Raw genomic sequence first — 17369 nt, forward strand, 5'->3', positions numbered from 1 at the left:
AAAGAAACCAGATAGCCCAATGAATGAGCCCTCGCTCGATAAAACATATAACCCCGCAGAGATTGAGCAGTCACTGTATGCTCACTGGGAGAAAAGCGGTTATTTTAAACCTAATGGGGATACCACCCAAGACAGCTTCTGTGTCGTCATTCCGCCACCGAACGTCACTGGTAGCCTGCACATGGGGCATGCCTTCCAGCAAACTATCATGGATACCATGATCCGCTACCAGCGTATGCAAGGTAAAAATACCTTATGGCAAACGGGAACAGACCATGCGGGTATTGCAACTCAGATGGTCGTTGAGCGAAAAATTGCAGCCGAAGAAGGTAAAAACCGTCACGACTACGGCCGCGATGCGTTCATTGACAAAATCTGGGAATGGAAAGCGGAATCTGGCGGTACAATTTCACAACAAATGCGCCGTTTAGGCGACTCTGTTGATTGGGATCGCGAGCGTTTTACCATGGATGAAGGCTTATCTAAAGCTGTTAAAGAAGCATTCGTTCGTCTCTATAAAGAAAACTTAATTTATCGTGGCAAACGCTTAGTCAACTGGGACCCGAAACTGCACACGGCAATTTCTGACTTAGAAGTTGAAAACCGTGAAGTTAAAGGTTCTATGTGGCACCTGCGCTACCCACTGGCTGACGGTGCAAAAACCGCTGAAGGCAAAGACTACTTAGTGGTCGCGACCACTCGTCCTGAAACCATGCTAGGGGACACTGGTGTTGCAGTTAACCCTGAAGATCCACGCTATAAAGATTTAATTGGCAAAGAAATTATTCTGCCAATCGTTAACCGCCGTATCCCAATTGTGGGTGATGAACACGCCGACATGGAAAAAGGCACCGGCTGTGTGAAAATCACGCCAGCTCATGACTTTAATGACTATGAAGTTGGTAAACGCCATCAGTTAACGATGATTAACATGATGGATTTAGACGGTAACGTTCGTAACGAAGCAGAGGTTTTCGATACCAACGGTAACCCATCTACGGCTTATAGTTGCGAAATGCCAGAAGCGTATCGTGGGATGGAACGTTTCGCGGCTCGTAAAGCTATCGTGGCAGAGTTCGAACAACTTGGCCTGCTGGTTGAAGTAAAACCGCATGACTTAACAGTGCCTTACGGTGACCGTGGTGGCGTGGTTATTGAACCTATGCTAACCGACCAATGGTACGTACGTACCGAGCCTTTAGCTCGTGATGCCATTAAAGCCGTTGAAGATGGCCGTATTCAGTTTGTTCCTCGTCAGTACGAAAACATGTATTTCTCTTGGATGCGTGATATTCAAGACTGGTGTATTTCTCGCCAACTTTGGTGGGGTCACCGCATTCCTGCATGGTATGACGAAAAAGGCAATGTCTATGTGGGTCGTGATGAAGACGAAGTCCGTCGTGAAAACAACTTAGGTGCAGATATCGCTCTGCGTCAAGATGATGACGTACTGGATACGTGGTTCTCTTCCGGTCTGTGGACATTCTCGACTCTCGGCTGGCCAGAAAATACCGATGCACTGAAAACCTTCCATCCAACAGATGTATTGGTCAGTGGCTTCGATATTATTTTCTTCTGGATCGCCCGTATGATCATGATGACCATGCATTTCATCAAAGATGAAAACGGTGAACCACAAGTACCATTTAAAACCGTTTACATGACAGGCTTGATCCGTGATGAAGAAGGCCAAAAAATGTCGAAATCCAAAGGGAACGTTATTGATCCACTGGATATGATTGACGGTATTTCTTTAGAAGACTTACTTGAAAAACGCACTGGCAACATGATGCAGCCGCAATTGGCTGAAAAAATTGCTAAACGTACTCGTAAAGAATATCCAGAAGGCATTGAAGCCCACGGTACTGACGCCCTACGCTTTACTTTAGCGGCATTAGCTTCAACAGGTCGTGATATCAACTGGGATATGAAACGCCTGTCCGGTTACCGTAACTTCTGTAATAAATTATGGAATGCGAGCCGCTTCGTTCTGATGAATACCGAAGGCCAAGATTGCGGCCAAAACGGCGGTGAAATGAGCTTCTCACTCGCTGACCGCTGGATCATGGCACAATTCAACCACACCGTGAAAACCTACCGTGAAGCGCTAGATACTCACCGTTACGATATCGCAGCGGGTATTTTGTATGATTTCACATGGAATGAATTCTGTGACTGGTACTTAGAGCTGTCTAAACCTGCAGTTCATAAAGGTAATGAAGCGCAAGTTCGTGCAGCGCGTTTCACCCTGATCGAAGTGCTGGAAGGCTTACTGCGCCTTGCTCACCCAATCATTCCATTTATCACTGAGACTATCTGGCAACGAGTTAAAGTGGTTAAAGGTATTGACGCTGATACCATTATGTTGCAAGCGTTCCCTGAGTTCGATGCCGCTAAAGTGGATGAACTTGCGCTGAGTGACCTTGAGTGGATCAAAGAAGCGATTATTGCCGTTCGTAACATTCGTGCAGAAATGAATATTTCTCCAGGTAAACCGCTCGATGTGATGCTGCGTGGTGCTTCTGCTGATGCAAAACGCCGTATCGAAGAAAACCAAAACTTTATCAAATCAATGGCGCGTTTAGAAAGCATCCGCGTGCTATCTGAAGGCGAAGAAGCACCGGTTTCTGTCACCAAACTGGTTGGCGGTGCTGAGTTACTGATCCCAATGGCGGGTCTGGTTGATAAAGACGCGGAACTGGCTCGTTTAGATAAAGAGCTGGAAAAAGTGGTGAAAGAAATCGAAACCATTGAAAACAAACTGGCAAACGAAGGTTTTGTGAGCCGTGCGCCTGCTGCCGTTGTTGAAAAAGAGCGTGAACGCTTAACTGCCAATATTGAAGCAAAAGCTAAAATTGAAGCACAAAAAGTGACGATTGCCTCTTTGTAATCATTAAGCTTTAAGTATCTGTCCCTGACTCGTCGTTGATGAGTCAGGGCTTTTTTGTATTAGGGTATTGAAAATATTAAAAATGTGCCAATATCATACATATTGCGACTACCAATGCCGCAATGAAAAATATAATTAATACAAATAAAAGAGATGTTCCCATGACAACAGACACAAACCAAACCGTTAAAGTTCGTTTAATTCAACCTCAAGACAACCCTGGGATCGCCGCCGTTATTCGCGAAGTTTCCGCTGAACATGGCTTAACTGCGGACAAAGGCTTTGCCGTTGCTGACCCTATTTTAGATACCTTATTTGAGGTGTATAGCAAACCGCGCAGTGCTTACTGGGTGGTTGAAATGGATGGCGAAATTGTTGGCGGTGGCGGTGTTTCACAAGTTGCTGGTGGTGATAACGAAACAGCAGAACTACAGAAAATGTATTTATCTTCAGTACTACGCGGCAAAGGCTTAGCGAAGCAAATCGTACTGATGTCTCTGGAGTTCGCTAAACAGCAAGGCTACACCCGTTGCTACCTAGAAACAACCAAAGAGCTCCAAGCGGCCATTAAGTTATATGAAAAATTAGGGTTTGTATTTATTGATGAACCGTTAGGAAATACGGGTCATAGTGACTGTGAAATTCGCATGTTAAAGGCATTATAATTCTACGCTAAACGAAAAAGGATAGTTTTTAGCTATCCTTTTATGCAGTTGCATGATGCGACTAATAATTAATGAACGCGATCTTCAGGGTCGATATCGTCACCGTCTTCGTCGTCATATTCTGCGTCTGGGTCTTCAAAATACGTGCCCCAACCATCATAGTTGATGCCCATTTTCTCAGCCAGTTTCATTAATTGTTCAACTTGCGCATCAATCAGCTCTGCATTTAAGGCGCTTTCACTGATTACATCGCAGCACATCAGGGTTTCACCCGTTTCAATTTCGAGTTCTTCCGCATCAGTGACTTCATAGCCTAGTTTAAAAGCTTCAACAGCTGCTTTTTCTAACAGTGCAAAGTTGTCAGCAGAGAAATGATGCTCAATCGCATACAATGCATCAGGATCGCTGCCATCTTCCAATAATTCTTCGATAATTAAGCGAGTTTCTTCGTACTGCGCATCCAATTCAGCTTTATCTACCATATCCACACCCCTTTTGTTTCTTTGTCGCTCGTCTTTCTTTGCGCCATTCTCCCATACGGTTGACAGTGAAACCATATATTTAAAGATAATTTCTTTTGCGCTGGGGGTTGATTTTGAATTTTTATGAATATAAATTGAATATTAATTCAAAACAAAAAGGCTATCAATTATGAACCCCCTATATAATAAACCTTTTCTAAGGTTACTTGATTTTACTTCTAGCGAAATTCATTCACTTTTAAAACTCTCTTCTTGGTTAAAATCAGAAAAAAAAGCCGGTACAGAACAGCCCCTCCTTTCAGGTAAAAACTTTGCGCTTATTTTTGAAAAAGATTCAACGCGGACACGCTGTGCATTTGAAGTTGGTGCATTTGACCAAGGCGCTAGAGTCACTTATTTAGGGCCTTCTGGTAGCCAAATCGGCCACAAAGAAACCATGAAAGATACCGCTCGAGTATTGGGCAGGATGTATGACGGCATTCAATACCGTGGGTTCGCTCAAAACACAGTAGAACTCTTAGCCGCGCACTCGGGAGTGCCTGTATGGAATGGACTAACTAACGAATTCCATCCCACACAGTTATTAGCCGACCTGCTAACCATTCAAGAGCACCGACCAAATACACCATTATCTGAAATTAAATTTGCCTATTTAGGTGATGCACGCAATAACATGGGGAATTCGATGCTAGAAGCTGCTGCGCTTACAGGTTTAGATTTACGCCTTGTTGCGCCGAAAAGCTGCTGGCCAGAAGAAGAATTAGTGAATACTTGCCAAGCACTGGCTCAAAAAACGGGTGCGAAAATCACACTCACGGAAGATGTCGCCGAAGGTGTTAAAGATGCCGATTTTATCTATACCGACGTGTGGGTATCGATGGGAGAAGCCAAAGAAGTATGGGCACAGCGCATTAATTTATTAAAACCATACCAAGTGAATATGGATGTGATTAAGCTCACTGGCAACCCGAATGTTAAGTTCTTACACTGCTTACCTGCATTCCATAATGAAGACACCACATTGGGAGCGCAACTTGCTAAAGAATTCAATATGTTTGGTGGGTTAGAAGTCACGGAAGAAGTCTTTGAATCTCCTTACAGTATTGTCTTTGATCAAGCAGAAAACCGTTTACATACCATAAAAGCGGTAATGGTGGCGACATTAGCGCCAGAACTTCCTATTAATGTTTTTTAAATTCCTACCCTCAACTCAACCAAATGAGTTGAGGGTAACCTATCATTATGGACGTTCACCTTTCGCCAAACGCTGATTGATACAATCAATAACCGATGGCAAATCCGCTAACGTATCAATCACATAATGAGCACCAGCAGCATACAATTTCTCGGCGGCTTGTTGTTTTAACGAGTTAACCGTATCTACAGTCATCTCTTGATACTCTTCCCATGTTTTACCAAACTCATTACCCGAGATAGACAAACCAACACTCCACATCCCGGCATTACGTCCTTCTTCAATACCAGGAACGGCATCATCCACTTTAATACAAGCTGATACGGAGCCGATACCTAACTCAATCACGTTCTGAAGTGCCATCCAAGGCCCCGGTCGCCCACCCGCGGGAATATCATCGCTCGCGACCCAGTAGTCAGGTTGATAGCCCAACACCTTTGCTGCTGGAACTAACTTCTCCATCACGGCACGAGGGTAACCTGAACAAGAACCAATTTTAATGTTTTGGCTGCGTAATGTAGCAATTGTGTCGACAACTCCAGCGATTGGCGCAGCAAAGTCAACCACTTTAGCAATTTGCAATGGCATAAAGGCCGCATAGATTTTATCGATATCCTCACTACTCATTGAGCGGCCAAACTTCGCGTTCCATAAAGCGTCTACCTCAGGCAATTTACCCAGTGCTTCAATATGCTGCCATTTTCCTAGCCCCATAGGAATGCGCGCTTGAGCCAGTGTGATATCCATATCGAACACAGATTTAAATGCTTCAATGAAAATCTGAGTAGGCGCAAAAGAACCAAAATCAACAGTGGTACCCGCCCAATCAAGAATAACAGCTTCAATACGGTTCATTTCTTTCCCTTATTTTTCCCAGTAAATGGCTTTTTCTATTGCTACCAACAAGGCATCAATGTCTTTTTCATAAACTTCACCAATGTTTCCAATGCGGAAACAATCACTTTGCGAGACCTTGCCCGGATAAATAACAAAGCCTTGTGATTTTAAACTTTGATAAAATTGCTTGAATTGGTAATCAGGCGAATTTGGTGAGTAAAATGCGGTGATAATCGGCGAATGGAGACCATCTTCTAACAATGTGGTAAAACCCAATTGACGCATACCAACCACCAGCTTGTGTTGATTTTGTCGATAACGTTGAAAACGCGCGGCTACGCCACCTTCTTCAGCTAACTCTTTAAGTGCTTGGGCAAATGCTAATACCGTATGGGTTGGAGAAGTAAAACGCCATTTACCATGGAAATCTTCCATACAGCGCCACTGCGCATACAAATCTAGCGATAATGAACGGGAACGCCCTTTACAGACCTCAAGTGCATCAGCACGAGCAATGACAAAAGCAAACCCCGGAACTCCCTGAATACACTTATTTGCCGAACTAATGAGAAAATCAATGTTAAGCTCAGCAATATCCATGGGGATCCCGCCAAAACTGCTCATTGCATCCACGATATAACATTTTTGATACTGTTTCGCTAACTTCGCGATTTTCTCTATCGGGTTTAAAATCCCAGTCGTGGTTTCACAATGTACCATCGCAATATGAGTGATTTGATTATCTTGTTGTAATAACTGCTCGACCCGTTGCAGATCAGGCAAAGCTACTTCACCACAATCATAAACACAATGGGCAACACCTAAGCCTTGGGCCATTTGTGCCATTCGAACACCATAGGCGCCATTACTGATAATCAAAACTTTCTCTTTATCGCCGATAGCACTACCTAAAACAGCTTCAACCGCATAGCTTCCACTTCCTTGAAGTAGTACCGATGAATACCCTGCGTTGGCCGTTGCCAGTGCCACTAATTGTTGGCGAATATGTTGTACAACGCCTAAATTGTAATCATCATCCCATGTGCAGCTATCAAACAACATGGCTTCCTTCACCGTTTTAGATGTCGTGAGCGGTCCCGGTGTTAATAGCAAATAATTATTGTTTGTCATTCAATTCACCTTTGGTCTATACCAGATTGCTATTATAATGGTCGTAGGCGACTCAAAAGGTCAAAGGAAAAGTGTGCGTGAAACAAAAAATTCATATAACTATGTATAATATGATTGAAACAATGATAGGAAATAACCATGAAATTATCAGCGGATGAAACCCCACAATACTTGCTTATCAAAGCCCAATTACAGGAAAGGATTCAAAATGGTTCGTTAAAATGTGGGGATAAACTCCCCTCTGAACGCGAACTTTGCGCCATTTTCAATACTACTCGCGTCACTATTCGCGAAAGTTTGGCGCAGTTAGAATCCAGTGGAGTCATTTACCGCTCTGAACGCCGCGGTTGGTTTGTCACACCTGAGCGCCTCTGGTTAGATCCAACCCAAAATACCAATTTCCATAAACTTTGCCTTGAACAAGGTCGCCAACCGAAGACAGTCTTACTGGATGGAAAAGTCATTCCCGTTCCTCTCGAAGCGATGACATCCTTAAAACTTCAATCATTTGAACAAATTTATTTACTCACCCGCCTACGTTTTGCTGATGACAGACCTGTTTGTTACTGTGAAAACCATTGCTTACCTGCTCGCGTTCCTGAGCTGCTACGTTACGATCTCAATGGCAGCCTAACGGAGGTATACGAAGCCCATTTCAATTTAATTTATACCAGCATGCATTTGTCTTTTTACCCAACAGCAATGCCGGCGCAAGCAGCACAAGCACTGGGGGTTACCGTTGGTCGCCCAGCCCTATTGTTGCAGCGCTTAAACTATGACCAACATGGCCGAATTTTAGATTATGATGTTGAGTACTGGCGTCATGATAGCTTGCGCATCGAAGTCGATACTTTGTGATTATTTCTGCCTATAGAAAATAATTTTAGCTATTTATCTGCATTTCATCTTTCTGTCATATAAACCCGTTAGCGTAAAAAACATCTGGTATATACCAGAATACATTTTACCTTAACAGGAGAAAACCATGAAACGCACCTACTTAGCTGGCCTATTAATGGCAACCCTTTGCTCTACCTCTGTTTTTGCTGCTGATGTTGTGACTGTTTACTCCGCTGATGGGCTTCACGATGGCAACAACAGTTGGTATAAAAATCAGTTCGAAGCATTTACCAAACAAACCGGTATCAAAGTACAGTATGTCGAAAGTGGTTCAGGGGCGATAGTTGAAAGGCTCTCTAAAGAGCGTACCAATCCACAAGCCGATGTGCTGATTACTGTTCCTCCCTTTATTCAACGTGCCGCAAAAAACCAGTTATTAGCTGAATTTACGCCAGAAAATGCAGCAAATATTCCTAATTCCAATCACTATTACACACCGTTAGTCAATAATTACCTGACCTTTATCTATAACGCTAAACTGCTTAAGTCTCCTCCTGAAAATTGGGACTCCCTACTCGATTCTCGCTTTAATAATAAACTGCAATATTCAACACCGGGACAAGCAGGGGACGGCACCGCAGTGATGTTACAAGTTTTCCACAGTTTTAATGGCAAAGATGCAGGGTTTGATTACCTCGGTAAATTGCAGGCTAATAACGTTGGCCCATCGGCCTCCACAGGTAAACTCACCGCACTTGTCAATAAAGGGGAACTGTATGTCGCTAATGGCGACTTACAAATGAATTTATCTCAAATGGCACGTAACCCGAATGTCCAAATTTTCTGGCCAAAAGATGCCAATGGGGAACGTAGTGCACTGGTTTTACCTTATGTTATCGGCTTAGTTAACAACGCCCCTGAAACAGAAAACGGCAAAAAGCTGATTAATTTCCTTTTAGATAAACCCTCACAAAGCCGGGTCAGTGAGCTTTCATGGGGAATGCCTGTTCGTTCAGATATCACACCATCTGATAAGCAATACCACACTGCTGTCCAAATGTTAGACGGTGTGAAAACCTGGCAGCCTAATTGGAATGAAGTTGAAGTTTCCCTATCCGATGATATTTCACGTTGGCAAAAAGTCACTGATGGTGAGTAACTTGTGATGTTGATGAAACGAAAAGCCACTACTGCAATGCAGCAAAACGAGCACTCAGGGATCAAACTCGAGTCTTTGCGGGTGTCCTACCACAACAATGTGGTATTGAAACCCTTGGATCTCACTATCGACCCCGGTGAAATACTCGTCTTAATCGGCCCTTCAGGATCGGGGAAAACCACGGTATTACGTGCTATTGCCGGGTTTGCTCAACCTGATAGCGGGCGCATCTTATTAGGTGATATGGATATCACCCACCTTCCCCCCTACCAACGTGGACTTGGTATGGTTGTACAAAACTACGCATTATTTCCCCACATGAAAGTGGAAGAAAATGTGGCATTTGGCTTACGAGCTCAAAAACGACCTAAAGCACTCATTAATGAGCGAGTCGTTGAAGCCCTTAAAATCGTCGGAATGACGGATTACGCAACCCGCTACCCTCACCAACTTTCAGGAGGTCAGCAACAGCGAGTGGCGATTGCTAGAGCGATTGCCGTAAGGCCTCGTGTTCTGTTACTCGACGAACCACTTTCCGCGCTAGATGCGCAAATTCGCCATAATATGGTTGAAGAAATCGCCCGGTTACACCGTGAACTACCTGATTTAACCATTCTTTATGTGACCCATGACCAAACGGAAGCTCTCGCGCTTGGTGATAAAATTGGCATTATGAAAGATGGCTATTTAGTCGCACATGGTGAGAAAAATGCCTTATATCACTGCCCCCCCAACCGTTTTGCAGCTGAGTTTTTAGGCCGAGCCAATATTCTAGCCGCGACAGCACTTGGCTTTTCAACAACTCCCGGAAAAGTAAATGTCAGTTGTGGTGGAACATTGCTGGAAGCTCATACATTAGGTATGCGAGCTGGCACCCACAAATGGGTGTGTATCCGCCCACAACACATTACGCTAGTACAAAACGCCAATACCACCAATCAATTACAAGCCACATTAACGTCTATTCGTTGGCAGGGGGATTTAACGCATTTAATTTGTGATGTTGCGGGTGAAACCGTGAGTGTTGCCATCACCCATTTGGCCTCACCGCCCAAAATCGGCGATAAACTCACCTTATGGTTTTCACCAGCTGATACCGTTTTAATTGAGGAATAACATGTCACATATTAGCGTGCCAAAAGGTTCATCAATAACGATAAAGCCCATTTATTGGATATTACCGCCATTACTGGTGTTAGCTACGCTGTTTTTTTATCCCTTATTGTTGATAGCGCAACAAGCACTACAAAATGAGGCGGGAAAATGGGGGTTAGACGCATTTTGGCAACTTATTGAGTCAAAGCGCTTTATTAATGGGTTATGGAACACACTCTACATCGCCATTTTGGCCACTTTAGGTTGCCTTGTGATAGGTAGTATCTTATCACTGATCTTAGTGTTTATTCCTTTCCCGGGAAGTCGTTTTATCACGCAAGTGATTGATACTTTTATTGCTCTACCGACCTTTTTGATTACACTCGCTTTTACCTTCATTTATGGTTCTGCAGGGCTACTCAATGGCACCTTGATGGCATTGTTTGATTTCGAATTGCCGCCCGTTGAGTTCCTTTATTCAATTCATGGCGTGATCTTAGCAGAAATTACCGTTTTTACCCCTTTGGTGATGCGTCCCCTTATGGCGGCACTGCGCCAAATCGACAAGAGCCAATTAGAAGCCGCCAGTATTTTAGGCGCACATCCTGCACGGGTTATCGCGCAAGTTATTTTCCCTGCAGCACTTCCCGCTCTATTAGCAGGGGGTAGCCTGTGCCTGCTGTTAACCACCAATGAATTTGGCATCGTACTGTTTATCGGGGCGAAAGGCGTCAATACCTTACCGATGATGGTCTATAGCAAGGCAATATTAGAGTCAGATTATGCCGTAGCATGCATGATTGCCTTAATTAACATCTTGCTTTCACTCGGGTTATTTTTTCTCTACAGAATGGCAACCACTCGTCTTGGGGTAAGGAATTAATTATGTTGATTTGGTCTAAAAAAGGACGAGTTACTGCTACTATCATTGCCATCAGCTTATTTAGTTTATTGTTTTTACTGCCTTTAGTGATGATTTTAATGTCGAGTTTCAGCCGCCAATGGAATGGCATTTTGCCTTCAGGCTTTACTTTTGAACATTTTGTGAACGCATTTAGTGGGCCAGCTTGGGACGCCATGTTATCCAGCCTAGTGGTTGGTTTTAGTGCCAGTCTATTTGCGCTGTTTTGTGGGCTTTGGGCTGCGTTAGCATTAAGAAGACACAGTGGGAAAATACAAAAGTGGCTGAGTATTGCATTTTACCTCCCCAGCGCCATTCCTTCTGTTTCTATCGGGCTTGGGATCCTTGTGGCATTCAGCCAAGGCTATTTACAGATGAACGGCACCTTTTGGATTGTATTTAGTGCCCATTTTGTGTTGATTTCGGCTTTTACTTTTAGCAATGTTTCCACTGGCTTAGCACGTATTTCTCCCGATATAGAAAACGTAGCTTTTAGCTTAGGCGCTTCCCCTTGGTATCGTTTATGCCATGTGACCTTACCACTCTTGATGCCATGGATGATTTCAGCATTAGCATTAAGCCTCTCACTGTCTTTAGGGGAACTTGGCGCCACGATGATGTTATATCCCCCCGGCTGGGCGACATTACCTGTTTCAATTTTCAGTTTAACCGATAGAGGAAATATTGCAGATGGTTCGGCACTAACGATTGTATTAGTTTCGATTACATTATTACTAATGATGAAATTAGAGAAAGTAGCGAAAAGACTCGGGCAAAAATAAACCTTGTCATGCTAAATAGCCAAGTAAACCCTGCCTACTGGGCTATTTAGCTACTTGTATGCTATTCCCACATATACTTATCTTTTTTTGTCCAGCCTTTGGATACCATGCATTCCAAGTAATAATTATTACGGGTGTCTTCATTGACATCAATCACATAGCTTTCCATAACTGGTGTTTGTTCTTTATAAGTTTTGTCTTTGCCACAATCATCATCTTTTTTGCATTTTTTTTCGACATAAGACATAACAGAGCGCTGCGCAACTTCATTTTTGATTGGGTACAAATGAAGGGCTTCAGGTTTACAAACTGCATTCGCCTCAGCTTGAGTGAATTTTGAACCGCCGGAAACAGGTACCCAAACAGATGAACAGCCAGAGAGAAGGAATGCCAATAGAATAAAAAGTCGTGATTTCATAATGATCATATTTAATTAAAAAGAAAAATTATCTTACTCGCACATAAAATAAGTGTAAATAAATGTACTGTATATTCAATCATGTGATTTAATTTTGGTTTAAAAAACACCAATACTCAGCGCATTCCCTATTGAGAGATACTATTTCTCCCATTTTTCAGTTAGTTCAAATATTAACCAAAACGCAAAAATAAAAAAAATGTATTTTTCTTTATGCAAACGCTTGCGTCATGGAATCAGATGCGTATAATGCGCCACAATTTGCCGGGAGAAACCATGAACGTTGCTGCTCTATTTTTTACAGAGAACACCTCCACTGCACTGCCTTCTGGCGGTCTGGACAGCCTGTTTTTCCCCTTCTTATTTATAAAAAAGCCCCTCAATGAGGGGCTTTTTTTTGGCCTATAGACCTAATATGTCTTGCTGACACAGGAGAACAACAATGCCGAACCCTTTATACCACCGCGATATCATCTCGATTAATGATTTAAACCGTTCAGATCTTGAATTAGTACTTAACGTCGCTGCTTCATTAAAAAAGCAGCCACAACCCGAGTTCCTAAAACATAAAGTTATCGCAAGTTGTTTCTTTGAGGCCTCGACACGCACGCGCTTGTCATTTGAAACAGCTATCCACCGTTTAGGCGCTTCTGTTGTTGGCTTTTCTGACAGCACCAACACCTCCCTCGGTAAAAAAGGGGAAACATTGGCCGATACTATCTCTGTTATCAGCCAATATGTGGATGCTATCGTCATGCGCCATCCGCAAGAAGGTGCCGCTCGCCTCGCTAGCCAGTTTGCAGGCCATATTCCTGTCATTAATGCAGGCGATGGCTCGAACCAGCATCCAACGCAAACATTACTCGACTTGTTTACTATCCAAGAAACGCAAGGCCGTTTAGAGAACCTACAAATTGCCATGGTTGGTGACTTAAAATATGGTAGAACCGTGCATTCTCTTACACAAGCACTGTCTAAATTTGAAGGTAATCACTTCTACTTTATTGCTCCCGAAGCGCTTTCAATGCCAAACCATATTCTGCACATCTTAGAAGAAAAAGGCGCAACCTACAGCCTGCACAATAACATTGATGAAGTGATGCCAGAACTCGACATTCTGTATATGACTCGCGTACAAAAAGAGCGTCTCGACCCTTCTGAATACGCGAATGTGAAAGCCCAATTTATTTTAAGTGCCGCTGACCTGCATTGTGCAAAACCGAATTTAAAAGTCTTACATCCATTACCTCGAGTTGATGAAATCGCGGTTGATGTAGATAGCACCCCATATGCTTATTATTTTCAACAAGCAGGCAATGGGATTTATGCAAGGCAAGCATTGCTATCACTAGTTTTAAATAAAGAATTGGCTATCTGAGGAGGAAATCATCATGACACACGACCATAAATTACAAGTTGAAGCAATCAGCCACGGTACAGTGATTGACCACATTCCTGCTCAAATTGGCTTCAAATTACTCAAACTGTTCAAACTGACCAAAACGGATGAGCGCATCACCATTGGTTTAAATTTACCTTCAAGCAACTTAGGCAAGAAAGATATTATCAAAATTGAAAATACCTTTTTAACTCCTGAGCAAGCTAACCAATTAGCTATGTATGCCCCTGAAGCCACTGTGAATCGCATTGAAGATTACCAAGTGGTCGAAAAGCTTGAACTCACACTGCCTCAGTATATCGACAATGTGTTAATTTGCCCAAATAGCAACTGTATTAGCCATAATGAGCCCGTATCAAGCAGTTTCCGAGTGAAAAAAATCGGCAAAGAAGTCGCACTGACGTGTAAATTCTGCGAAAAAGAGTTCGATAGAGACGCTGTGATCAATAACCAGTAAGTTGTTTTTGCGTAGACTGCGGTGTTGTCTAGGTGCAATCCATGTTTATAATAGCGCCTAATACCCCATAAAGTTATACTCAAAGTCACACCAAGCCACAAACACTGCTGTGGCTTGCCACATGATGAGTATTTTCTCTTTACGTGATGAAACGGAGTAGTTATGTCATACGAAATCAATACAGAAAACGCACCAGCAGCGATCGGTCCTTACGTTCAAGGCGTAGATTTGGGTAGTATGGTTATCACATCAGGTCAAATCCCTGTTGACCCTAAAACCGGTGAAGTGCCTGAAGATATCGCAGCACAAACTCGCCAATCACTGGCTAACGTAAAAGCAATTTTAGAAAAAGCTGGCTTAAGTGCGGCTAATATCGTGAAAACAACGGTATTTGTAAAAGATTTAAATGACTTCGCGACAGTGAATGCCACCTATGAAGAGTTTTTCAAGCAACATAATGCACCATTCCCAGCTCGCTCTTGTGTTGAAGTTGCTCGTCTGCCAAAAGACGTAAAAATTGAAATCGAAGCAATCGCAGTACGTAAATAACGATTAGTTCGAGCCAAACACCCCATGCTTTGAGTGGGGTGTCTTTATTTTTCCCGCTGATTTTGTCACCCCAAACGTATTACCGTCCTCATAAAACTTCCCGATTGTACACTATAACTCTACTTTTCCCGTTTTCCGCTGATGGAAATTCGATTACATACACTTTATTTGCATTATTAAAATGAATCCTAGTAACTGAAAAGATTTATTTCCTCTGCGCTTTTGATCTTCATACAAATTATTTTTTTCTTTGTTTTAAATCAAATGTTGGCGATCTAAATAAAAGCAATATCCCACATATTGTGCTTTAATTACACCAATTGACACAACATATAGTATTTATTCACATTTTATCCACAGATTAGTACCCGTGATAAACATGGCGAATAGCTGAAGTCGTATTGTGGATAACTTAACAAGGAGAATGCCCGTGGGAACGGTTGTTATTAAAAGAGATGGTTGTCAGGTCAGTTTTGACCTTCCACGAATTCAGGAAGCCGTTAAACGCGCAGCGGCTGCTGTGAATGTTAAGGATGACGATTATTGTCTTCAGGTTGCTTCTGTCGTCACAGAACAACTTTGCAGCCGTGACCGAGTGGATATCGCTGACATTCAAGATGCGGTTGAAGACCAACTAATGGCCGGGCCTTATAAAGACTTAGCTCGTGCTTATATTGAATATCGCCACGATAGAGACAGCGAACGTGAAAAACGCAGCCAATTGACTCATGACATTCGTGGGCTAATCGAACAAAGTAACGTCTCTTTACTCAATGAAAATGCCAATAAAGACAGTAAAGTGATCCCGACACAACGCGATTTACTCGCGGGTATTGTCGCTAAACACTATGCAAAACAGCATATTTTACCAAGAGATGTCGTTATCGCACACGAACGCGGTGAAATTCACTATCATGACCTCGACTATGCTCCCTTCTTTCCAATGTTTAACTGTATGTTAATTGACCTTGAAGGCATGTTAACTAACGGGTTTAAAATGGGAAATGCCGAAATAGAGCCGCCAAAGTCTATTTCAACCGCAACAGCCGTTACTGCACAAATTATTGCCCAAGTTGCAAGCCATATTTATGGGGGCACAACCATTAACCGTATTGACGAAATTTTAGCGCCATATGTGGCAATTAGCTTCGAAAAACACCTAAAAGTCGCCAAAGAATGGGGAATTGCAGACGCAGAGGGTTATGCACACAGCCGCACCGATAAAGAGTGTTATGACGCCTTTCAATCTTTAGAGTATGAAGTTAATACACTTCACACTGCGAATGGCCAAACCCCATTTGTTACCTTTGGTTTTGGCCTTGGAACCTCTAAAGAAGCACGATTAATTCAGCAATCTATTCTGAAAAACCGCATTGCGGGCCTTGGCAAAAATCGTAAAACGGCGGTTTTCCCTAAGCTCGTATTCGCAATTAAAGATGGCCTAAACCATAAATTAGGTGACCCTAATTACGACATAAAACAACTCGCTTTAGAGTGTGCCAGTAAGCGCATGTACCCCGATATTCTTAACTACGACCGTGTCGTTGATGTTACTGGATCATTTAAAACGCCGATGGGCTGCCGCAGTTTCTTGGGTATCTATGAGGAAAATGGGCAACAAATTCACGATGGGCGCAACAATTTAGGCGTTATTAGCCTCAATTTGCCTCGTATTGCTATCGAAGCACAGGGCAGCGAAGATGCGTTTTGGGCATTACTGGATGAACGTTTAGCCATTGCCAAAAAAGCCTTAATGACTCGCATTGCCCGTTTAGAAACCGTAAAAGCGCGTGTTGCCCCAATTTTGTATATGGAAGGCGCCTGCGGAGTTCGCTTAAAAGCGGATGACAACGTTGCTGAGATCTTCAAAAATGGTCGCGCGTCCATTTCGTTAGGTTACATTGGGTTGCATGAAACCATCAATGCACTTTTTGGCACACAGACCCATGTCTATGATGACGAAAAATTACGTGAAAAAGCCGTCGAAATTGTCAATCACTTACGCCAAGCCACCGATGAATGGAAAGCCCAAACAGGCTATGGTTTCAGTTTATACAGCACACCAAGTGAAAACCTATGTGACCGCTTCTGCCGTCTCGATACCGCTGAATTTGGTGTGATACAAGGTGTTACCGACAAAGGTTACTATACAAACAGCTTCCATCTAGATGTTGAAAAACAGGTGAATCCTTACGATAAAATTGATTTTGAAGCGCCTTACCCTGCACTCGCGAATGGCGGTTTTATTTGTTATGGCGAATATCCAAACTTACAACATAATGTTAGAGCCTTAGAAGACGTGTGGGACTACAGCTATCAACATGTGCCTTATTATGGTACTAACACACCCATTGATGAGTGTTATGAATGCGGTTTTTCCGGTGAGTTTTCCTGCACCAGCAAAGGCTTTACCTGCCCTGCTTGTGGTAATCATGATACTAACCGAGTTTCGGTTATCCGCCGTGTGTGTGGCTATTTAGGCAGCCCAGATGCAAGACCATTTAATGCAGGTAAACAAGAAGAAGTAAAACGCCGTATTAAGCATTTAGGTAACGGTCAAATAGGTTAA

General features: G+C 43.0%; 17 protein-coding genes. 13 read left to right on the top strand and 4 right to left on the bottom strand.

Annotated elements, in window-relative coordinates; genetic code table 11:
• Nucleotides 1-19 precede the first annotated feature (19 nt).
• On the top strand, nucleotides 20-2890 hold the full coding sequence (locus PSE72_RS15420) for a valine--tRNA ligase (protein WP_217007926.1): 2871 nt from the start codon (nucleotides 20-22) through the stop codon (nucleotides 2888-2890).
• Nucleotides 2891-3051: 161 nt separating this feature from the next.
• Nucleotides 3052-3555 (top strand): GNAT family N-acetyltransferase, encoded by a 504-nt coding sequence (locus PSE72_RS15425; protein ID WP_115168075.1) that lies wholly within the window; start codon nucleotides 3052-3054, stop codon nucleotides 3553-3555.
• Nucleotides 3556-3623: 68 nt separating this feature from the next.
• On the opposite strand, the gene rraB is transcribed toward PSE72_RS15425, so the two are convergent.
• On the bottom strand, nucleotides 3624-4037 hold the full coding sequence (gene rraB / locus PSE72_RS15430; RefSeq protein ID WP_004907524.1) for a ribonuclease E inhibitor RraB: 414 nt from the start codon (nucleotides 4035-4037) through the stop codon (nucleotides 3624-3626).
• Nucleotides 4038-4206: 169 nt separating this feature from the next.
• Here rraB and argF point away from each other — a divergent pair, with 169 nt between their 5' ends.
• Nucleotides 4207-5232: an ornithine carbamoyltransferase gene (gene argF, locus PSE72_RS15435; protein WP_109912106.1), complete on the top strand. Its 1026-nt coding sequence runs from the start codon at nucleotides 4207-4209 to the stop codon at nucleotides 5230-5232.
• A gap of 45 nt (nucleotides 5233-5277) precedes the next feature.
• On the opposite strand, the gene phnX is transcribed toward argF, so the two are convergent.
• Together phnX and phnW are read right to left on the bottom strand one after the other, a co-directional pair.
• On the bottom strand, nucleotides 5278-6087 hold the full coding sequence (phnX, locus tag PSE72_RS15440) for a phosphonoacetaldehyde hydrolase (protein WP_115168076.1): 810 nt from the start codon (nucleotides 6085-6087) through the stop codon (nucleotides 5278-5280).
• A 9-nt stretch (nucleotides 6088-6096) separates the two neighbouring features.
• A complete protein-coding gene (gene phnW / locus PSE72_RS15445) occupies nucleotides 6097-7200 on the bottom strand; it encodes a 2-aminoethylphosphonate--pyruvate transaminase (RefSeq protein ID WP_115168077.1) in 1104 nt (367 codons plus the stop codon).
• A 138-nt stretch (nucleotides 7201-7338) separates the two neighbouring features.
• Here phnW and phnR point away from each other — a divergent pair, with 138 nt between their 5' ends.
• The 5 genes from phnR (at nucleotide 7339) to phnV (ending at nucleotide 11977) form a co-directional block, all read left to right on the top strand.
• On the top strand, nucleotides 7339-8058 hold the full coding sequence (gene phnR, locus PSE72_RS15450) for a phosphonate utilization transcriptional regulator PhnR (protein ID WP_115168078.1): 720 nt from the start codon (nucleotides 7339-7341) through the stop codon (nucleotides 8056-8058).
• 127 nt (nucleotides 8059-8185) lie between these two features.
• Nucleotides 8186-9199: a 2-aminoethylphosphonate ABC transporter substrate-binding protein gene (locus tag PSE72_RS15455; protein WP_115168079.1), complete on the top strand. Its 1014-nt coding sequence runs from the start codon at nucleotides 8186-8188 to the stop codon at nucleotides 9197-9199.
• A gap of 6 nt (nucleotides 9200-9205) precedes the next feature.
• Nucleotides 9206-10315, top strand: a complete 1110-nt coding sequence (gene phnT, locus PSE72_RS15460; protein ID WP_115168080.1) for a 2-aminoethylphosphonate ABC transport system ATP-binding subunit PhnT — start codon at nucleotides 9206-9208, stop codon at nucleotides 10313-10315.
• A gap of 1 nt (nucleotide 10316) precedes the next feature.
• Nucleotides 10317-11177 (top strand): 2-aminoethylphosphonate ABC transporter permease subunit, encoded by an 861-nt coding sequence (gene phnU, locus PSE72_RS15465; protein ID WP_109912110.1) that lies wholly within the window; start codon nucleotides 10317-10319, stop codon nucleotides 11175-11177.
• Nucleotides 11178-11179: 2 nt separating this feature from the next.
• Entirely contained in the window at nucleotides 11180-11977 is a 798-nt protein-coding gene (gene phnV / locus PSE72_RS15470; RefSeq protein WP_004907512.1) for a 2-aminoethylphosphonate ABC transport system, membrane component PhnV, read from the top strand.
• 61 nt (nucleotides 11978-12038) lie between these two features.
• Here the strand turns inward: phnV and PSE72_RS15475 are convergent, their stop codons facing one another.
• Nucleotides 12039-12395, bottom strand: coding sequence for a hypothetical protein (locus PSE72_RS15475; RefSeq protein ID WP_036958764.1), 357 nt, complete (start codon nucleotides 12393-12395; stop codon nucleotides 12039-12041).
• Nucleotides 12396-12671: 276 nt separating this feature from the next.
• On the opposite strand from PSE72_RS15475, the gene PSE72_RS15480 reads away from it, so the two are divergent.
• The 5 genes from PSE72_RS15480 (at nucleotide 12672) to nrdD (ending at nucleotide 17369) form a co-directional block, all read left to right on the top strand.
• Nucleotides 12672-12803, top strand: a complete 132-nt coding sequence (locus tag PSE72_RS15480; RefSeq protein WP_255456629.1) for a hypothetical protein — start codon at nucleotides 12672-12674, stop codon at nucleotides 12801-12803.
• Nucleotides 12804-12837: 34 nt separating this feature from the next.
• Nucleotides 12838-13773 carry an aspartate carbamoyltransferase gene (gene pyrB, locus PSE72_RS15485; protein ID WP_115168082.1) on the top strand — a complete coding sequence of 312 codons (936 nt, stop codon included), beginning with the start codon at nucleotides 12838-12840 and terminating at the stop codon, nucleotides 13771-13773.
• Nucleotides 13774-13786: 13 nt separating this feature from the next.
• Entirely contained in the window at nucleotides 13787-14251 is a 465-nt protein-coding gene (gene pyrI, locus PSE72_RS15490) for an aspartate carbamoyltransferase regulatory subunit (RefSeq protein WP_004907509.1), read from the top strand.
• A gap of 162 nt (nucleotides 14252-14413) precedes the next feature.
• Nucleotides 14414-14800, top strand: a complete 387-nt coding sequence (gene ridA, locus PSE72_RS15495; RefSeq protein WP_004907508.1) for a 2-iminobutanoate/2-iminopropanoate deaminase — start codon at nucleotides 14414-14416, stop codon at nucleotides 14798-14800.
• A 430-nt stretch (nucleotides 14801-15230) separates the two neighbouring features.
• Nucleotides 15231-17369 (top strand): anaerobic ribonucleoside-triphosphate reductase, encoded by a 2139-nt coding sequence (nrdD, locus tag PSE72_RS15500; protein ID WP_115168083.1) that lies wholly within the window; start codon nucleotides 15231-15233, stop codon nucleotides 17367-17369.

This window comes from Providencia sp. PROV116, from assembly GCF_028482485.1.
Lineage (GTDB): Bacteria > Pseudomonadota > Gammaproteobacteria > Enterobacterales > Enterobacteriaceae > Providencia > Providencia rettgeri.

Bases quoted from the DNA above. Each gene is read 5' to 3' on its own strand.
- PSE72_RS15420 (WP_217007926.1), top strand. From the start codon at position 20: ATGAATGAGCCCTCGCTCGATAAAACATATAACCCCGCAGAGATTGAG.
- PSE72_RS15425 (WP_115168075.1), top strand. From the start codon at position 3,052: ATGACAACAGACACAAACCAAACCGTTAAAGTTCGTTTAATTCAACCT.
- rraB (WP_004907524.1), bottom strand. From the start codon at position 4,037: ATGGTAGATAAAGCTGAATTGGATGCGCAGTACGAAGAAACTCGCTTA.
- argF (WP_109912106.1), top strand. From the start codon at position 4,207: ATGAACCCCCTATATAATAAACCTTTTCTAAGGTTACTTGATTTTACT.
- phnX (WP_115168076.1), bottom strand. From the start codon at position 6,087: ATGAACCGTATTGAAGCTGTTATTCTTGATTGGGCGGGTACCACTGTT.
- phnW (WP_115168077.1), bottom strand. From the start codon at position 7,200: ATGACAAACAATAATTATTTGCTATTAACACCGGGACCGCTCACGACA.
- phnR (WP_115168078.1), top strand. From the start codon at position 7,339: ATGAAATTATCAGCGGATGAAACCCCACAATACTTGCTTATCAAAGCC.
- PSE72_RS15455 (WP_115168079.1), top strand. From the start codon at position 8,186: ATGAAACGCACCTACTTAGCTGGCCTATTAATGGCAACCCTTTGCTCT.
- phnT (WP_115168080.1), top strand. From the start codon at position 9,206: ATGTTGATGAAACGAAAAGCCACTACTGCAATGCAGCAAAACGAGCAC.
- phnU (WP_109912110.1), top strand. From the start codon at position 10,317: ATGTCACATATTAGCGTGCCAAAAGGTTCATCAATAACGATAAAGCCC.
- phnV (WP_004907512.1), top strand. From the start codon at position 11,180: ATGTTGATTTGGTCTAAAAAAGGACGAGTTACTGCTACTATCATTGCC.
- PSE72_RS15475 (WP_036958764.1), bottom strand. From the start codon at position 12,395: ATGAAATCACGACTTTTTATTCTATTGGCATTCCTTCTCTCTGGCTGT.
- PSE72_RS15480 (WP_255456629.1), top strand. From the start codon at position 12,672: ATGAACGTTGCTGCTCTATTTTTTACAGAGAACACCTCCACTGCACTG.
- pyrB (WP_115168082.1), top strand. From the start codon at position 12,838: ATGCCGAACCCTTTATACCACCGCGATATCATCTCGATTAATGATTTA.
- pyrI (WP_004907509.1), top strand. From the start codon at position 13,787: ATGACACACGACCATAAATTACAAGTTGAAGCAATCAGCCACGGTACA.
- ridA (WP_004907508.1), top strand. From the start codon at position 14,414: ATGTCATACGAAATCAATACAGAAAACGCACCAGCAGCGATCGGTCCT.